This window comes from Lactobacillus sp. UCMA15818 (genome assembly GCF_030400225.1).
Lineage (GTDB): Bacteria > Bacillota > Bacilli > Lactobacillales > Lactobacillaceae > Liquorilactobacillus.
Window position 1 is genome coordinate 1 of record NZ_VJYB01000029.1, and the last position, 5,282, is coordinate 5,282.

Annotated in this window: 5 protein-coding genes; all 5 read left to right on the forward strand. The window is 34.4% G+C overall.

Annotated elements, in window-relative coordinates; all coding sequences use genetic code 11:
* The first annotated feature begins 3 nt into the window (after positions 1 to 3).
* The 5 genes from FFX44_RS12685 to FFX44_RS12490 are packed head-to-tail and all read left to right on the forward strand — an operon-like array spanning position 4 to position 4,973.
* Positions 4 to 96: an IS3 family transposase gene (locus FFX44_RS12685; protein WP_354669255.1), complete on the forward strand. Its 93-nt coding sequence runs from the start codon at positions 4 to 6 to the stop codon at positions 94 to 96.
* Positions 97 to 130: 34 nt separating this feature from the next.
* A complete protein-coding gene (gene uxaC, locus FFX44_RS12475; RefSeq protein ID WP_289981724.1) occupies positions 131 to 1,546 on the forward strand; it encodes a glucuronate isomerase in 1,416 nt (471 codons plus the stop codon).
* Positions 1,547 to 1,563: 17 nt separating this feature from the next.
* The gene (locus FFX44_RS12480) at positions 1,564 to 3,084 is read left to right on the forward strand and encodes an MFS transporter (protein WP_289981727.1); all 1,521 of its coding nucleotides are present in this window, start codon (positions 1,564 to 1,566) and stop codon (positions 3,082 to 3,084) included.
* Between the two features lie 11 nt (positions 3,085 to 3,095).
* Complete coding sequence (locus tag FFX44_RS12485; RefSeq protein WP_289981730.1) at positions 3,096 to 3,998, forward strand: aldose 1-epimerase family protein; 903 nt, start codon at positions 3,096 to 3,098, stop codon at positions 3,996 to 3,998.
* The gene (locus FFX44_RS12490) at positions 3,999 to 4,973 is read left to right on the forward strand and encodes a sugar kinase (RefSeq protein ID WP_289981732.1); all 975 of its coding nucleotides are present in this window, start codon (positions 3,999 to 4,001) and stop codon (positions 4,971 to 4,973) included.
* Positions 4,974 to 5,282 lie beyond the last annotated feature (309 nt).

Genomic DNA, 5,282 nt, shown 5'->3' on the forward strand with positions numbered 1-5,282 from the left:
TGGATTGATTTTTACAATAAACGTCGTATTAAAACAAAACTGAACGGTAAGTCACCGGTAAAGTACCGGGAACTCGCCGTTCAGAAAGTAGCATAAATCATATGTCCAATTTTAAGGGTTCACTTCAACAATGTCTTTTTTAAATAATGATTTTTTATTAACTACAGATGCAGCAAAAATTTTATATCACAAATATGCCGAGAAGATGCCAATTATTGATTATCATTGCCATCTTGATCCAAAGGACATTTATGAAAATAAAAATTATCCTAATTTGACAAGAATGTGGCTTAATGACGGAATATTTGGTGATCATTATAAGTGGCGCCTTGAACGCGCAAACGGTGTGAAAGAAGATTTAATTACAGGTAATGGAGATGAGTATCAAAAATTAGTTGAATGGGCTAAGACAATTGAAAAGGCAATCGGAAACCCTTTATATGAATGGACAAATCTAGAACTTAAAAGATTTTTTGGTATCAATAAACCATTCACTGAAAAAAATGTTCCAGAAATTTGGGAAAAAGTTAATGGATTACTACAAAAAGATGAATTTAAGCCACGAAATCTTATTAAAAATGCGAATGTGAAGATCCTCTGTACAACTGATGACCCTAGCTCGGATTTAAAATATCATAAATTACTGGCACAAGACGAAAAAGTGAATGGCTTTAAAGTTCTACCAGCAATGCGACCAGATAACTTAATCAGAATTAATCAAGGTAACTATGGTGAGTATCTGAAGAAATTAGAGGGGGCTTCAGGTATTGAAATTACAGATTTCCCATCTTTAATTAATGCGATGGGTCAGCGTTTCGAATATTTTAATTCATTAGGCTGTCGATTATCCGATCATGGGTTAAATACGTATCATTTTGAACAAATTTCTACTGTAGAGGTAGATAAAATTATTGAGCAGGCAAAAACTGATAACCAGCATTTAACTGAACATGAGATAAACGGCTATCAATCAATGTTGCTAGAAGCATTGATGGTTTTGAATAAGAAATATGGATGGACTATGCAGTATCACATTAATGTTTTACGAAATGCTAATAAGAAGATGGCTAAACGTCTTGGTGCGGATACAGGATTTGATTCAATGGGTTCACAAAGTGGAATTGCTGGAGAAATAATGTCATTATTTGCAGATGCAGGAGAAAAACTGCCTAAAACAATGCTTTACTCCACAAATCCTAATGATTGGATGGAATTAGCAACTGGCATGCAGAGTTTTCAAGGTGAAGGAGTACAAAAACTACAATTAGGTTGTGCATGGTGGTTTAACGATACTCGTGAAGGAATGAACGAACAATTAACAGTTATGGCCCAACAAAGTTTGCTGGCTAATTTTGTTGGGATGCTAACTGATTCTCGGAGCTTTTTATCTTATCCACGTCATGAATATTTCAGAAGAGTTTTATGTGAATTGATTGGAAAATGGGTTGAAAGAGGCCAGGTAGTCGATGACTATGAGTATTTAGGCAAAATTGTATCTGATATTTCCTACAACAACGCTAATAGTTACTTTGGATTCCTTGATTAGGAAGGAGAGAAGAAGAAATGGAAAAGAAAAGTAGTTGGGTATATACTCCAAAAAAAATTACAGTAACACGTGGTGTGGGCTTTGGCTTAACTGATTTAATGGGTGGTGGTTGGAATAATATTGTTTCGGGTGTAATCTTTGTGTTTGTCATGAGTCAGGGGATTAGTCCTGCATTAGCAGGCGCAATTACCGGGATTGGAAGAATCTTTGATGCGCTGTTTTCTTTGTTTTTTGGTGCAATTACTGATGGTTTTTATCGAACAAAGTTAGGAAGAAAATTTGGTAGAAGGCATTTCTTTATTTTGCTGGGTGGAATTTTGTTCATGGTTGCCTTTCCATTATTTTGGGTAAGAGCAACGAACTGGATTTATTACTTAATTGTTTACATTGCTATTGAACTGATTATTGCAATGATCTTGATTCCCTGGGAGACTTTACCAACTGAAATGACAACAGATTACAGTTTAAGAACAGTTTTATCCGGATCAAGAATGTTCATTTCTGCTACTGGGACAGCAATTGTATTTTTAGTATTAGCTGCATTAAAACATACTAATAATCCCAATGCATATTTAATTACGGGAATAATTTGGACAATAATTTTTGTCCTAGCCATCTTTATTTCTTATCGCAGTACTTGGGAAAGACCACTAACAGCAGAGTTTATAAAAGAATTAGAAAGTCGACCTAAGTTGACTATTAGTGAATTTATGATTAAGACAGTTAAAGACTATTTCTCAACCTTTAGAAATAAAGCATTTAGGAAACATCTTGCTATCTATTTGCTCTCATTTACAGGAAAAGACTTTTATTCAACATTATTACCAACCTTCATTGTTTGTACATTTCAAGGAGTTAGTGGTGACTTGCCCTGGACTTTGCAAGCATTATCTGTTTTTGGGATTCTTTCAACACTAGTGGCTGCTAAGTTAATGATCACGCATGGTCCTCGTTTTTTGTACTCTTTAAGTTATATTATGATTCTTGTTACCATGATAGGCTACGCGTTAACCTGGATATTAAATATTAAAAATCCGGTAATGATTCTAGTTATTATTTCGATATTTTATCAATTAGCTCGTGGAATTTTGGAGTTTACACCTTGGAATGTTTTTCCGTTTATTCCTGATGTTGATCGCATTATGACACGTGGTGATCGTGCAGGAATTTATGCGGCAGTGATGACGTTCTTTAGAAAGTCAACTGGAGCTGTGGCCTCATGGATTGCAGGAATTTTATTAGCAGAGATAGGTTTTAATTCTAAAACAATGCTTGTATTTGGATCAACACCCCATGGAATACAAGCTGGGATTACAGCTATTTTCTTTGTTGGACCAATCATTTTAATTTTATGGGCATTGATTTTAGCAACTAAATTTAAATTAAACAAACAAACTCACGCAGTTTTAAAAGATGAGATTGAACGGCTGGAAAATGGTGGTAGTAAGAATGATGTTACTCCTGAAACTAAGGCTGTAGTTGAAGATTTGACAGGCCATCCATATGAAAAGCTTTGGCCAAATGAACCTGAAATTTAGAGGTGATGAAAGTGATAACTATTGAAAACAATCATTATAAAGTAAATATTGATCAAAAAGGCGGGCAATTAATTAATATTATCGACAAGAGAAACGGTTTGGACTATCTTTGGAACGGTCAAGAATGGCCAAAACATGCCCCACTATTATTTCCAGCGATTGGTCGCTCAAACAAGGACAGTTATCTGTTCAATGGTCAAGCGTTCAATATGCCGCAACACGGTTTTGGTTCCGATGAGAAATTTGAAGTAACTCAAAAGAATGATAGTGCTGTTACCTTTGAGCTCAGAAACAATGCAACAACTCAATTGATGTATCCCTTTTCCTTTTCACTAAAAATAAGATATCAATTACTTAGTACTGGACTTTCCGTCAGTTTTAAGGTGACTAATCTTAGTTCAAAGACAATGCCTTTTGCCTTAGGGTCTCATCCAGCGTTTAATATCCCAATTGCAGATGCAAAAGAATCCTTTGAAGATTATCATCTAGAGTTTGTTGGTAACAAGGACAAGCTACAGGCTTATGAAATTGTTATGAAGCCATTTCCATATCGAACTGGGAAAATAGAGTTGCTACCAATGAAACAGAAACATCAACTTAAATTATCGCGACAGTTATTTGCAAATGGATTGCGAGTAATTGCTAATAGAGATATTACAGAAGTTAAACTTGTATCGGATATATCAAACAACAGTATTTCACTGAGATTAGGTGATTTTAACAATGTTTGCTTATGGACTAAGGAAGATCAACCATTACCATTTTTATGTATTGAACCTTTTAATGGGCTACCAGATGTATATGGTGAACCAGTTGACTGGATGAAAAAAGATGGCAATCTATTTTTAAAACCTGCTCAAAGCAAATTAATGCAATATGAGATTATTTTTGGCACAAATTTAAAGGAGGGATAAATGGTGGGAGAATTAATTACTGCTGGTGAACCAATGGGATTATTTATTGCTCAAGACAAAGGTCCTTTGAAAAATGTAAAGCATTTTACTAGTCGAATTGCAGGAGCTGATTTAAATGTTGCAATTGGAGTTGCTCGACTAAATCACACAGTCAAATTTATTTCACAAATTGGCAAAGATACATTTGGTGAACAAATTAAAGAATTGCTGCAAAATGAGAAAGTAAATTTAACTGATTTACAAATTAGTGCAGATTGGAAAACTGGGTTCATGTTGAAAAACTTGGCTGATAATGGTCGTCCAGAGACTGATTATTATCGTAAAGAAAGTGCTGCTTCACATATTGATCCAAAAAAGTTAGCTTTTACAGACTTTGCTGACACTAAGATTTTACACTTAGGCGGAATCTTGGTCGGGTTAAGCGATGAGGGTTATCAGGCTACGTTAAAGCTGATTGAATTGGCACGTAAACATGATGTTCAAATCACTTTTGATCCAAATCTGCGTCCAACAATTTGGAATTCCGAAGGCCTAATGATTAAACGAACTAATGAAATCGCTAACTTATGTGATGTAGTGCTGCCAAACATTAAAGAAGGCCGAATTTTAACTGGAAAAACAGCAGTTGAAGAGATTGCCAATTATTATTTGGAAGATCCAAAGAGTCATGTCCAACAAGTAATTGTTAATCTAGTGGATGATGGTGCATATAGTAAACACCGACAGTTAAGTGGAAATTATCGAACTGAGCGAGTTGGGGCAATCAAAGTTTCAAAAATTGTTGATCGTGTTGGAGCAGGAGATGGATTTGTTGCAGGAGTACTTTCAGCAAAACTAGAGAATTTAAGCGATAGAGATTGTTTACGACGAGGGAGTGCGGTTGGAGCAATTCAAATGGAAAATCTTGGTGATAATGAAGGTTTGCCTAATTTGAATGAATTAAATGAATTTATGAGTAAAGTAACAATTGGGTGATTTTTTTGGAAAAAATTCTCTATTGATATTATTAAAAATTGTTTTTGATTGAGTTAAGCAAATTTATAAAAAAAGTATTTTCTATATATGTTTATTTCAACATACCTAGTAATTGAATGAAAGACATAAAAAATGGGAAAAAGTTGGGTAAAAATTTAATTTTTGCCTAATTTTTTTATACTCGTCGTTTGTAAAATTAAGTTAGAAATAAAAAAGCCATTTGTGGTAGACTTTTGAATATCCCTAATCAAAAGAGAGGTAACCACAAATGACCTATAAACATCTTACCACACGGGAATTAACCTTCAT

Bases quoted from the DNA above. Each gene is read 5' to 3' on its own strand.
- FFX44_RS12490 (WP_289981732.1), top strand. From the start codon at position 3,999: ATGGTGGGAGAATTAATTACTGCTGGTGAACCAATGGGATTATTTATT.
- uxaC (WP_289981724.1), top strand. From the start codon at position 131: ATGTCTTTTTTAAATAATGATTTTTTATTAACTACAGATGCAGCAAAA.
- FFX44_RS12480 (WP_289981727.1), top strand. From the start codon at position 1,564: ATGGAAAAGAAAAGTAGTTGGGTATATACTCCAAAAAAAATTACAGTA.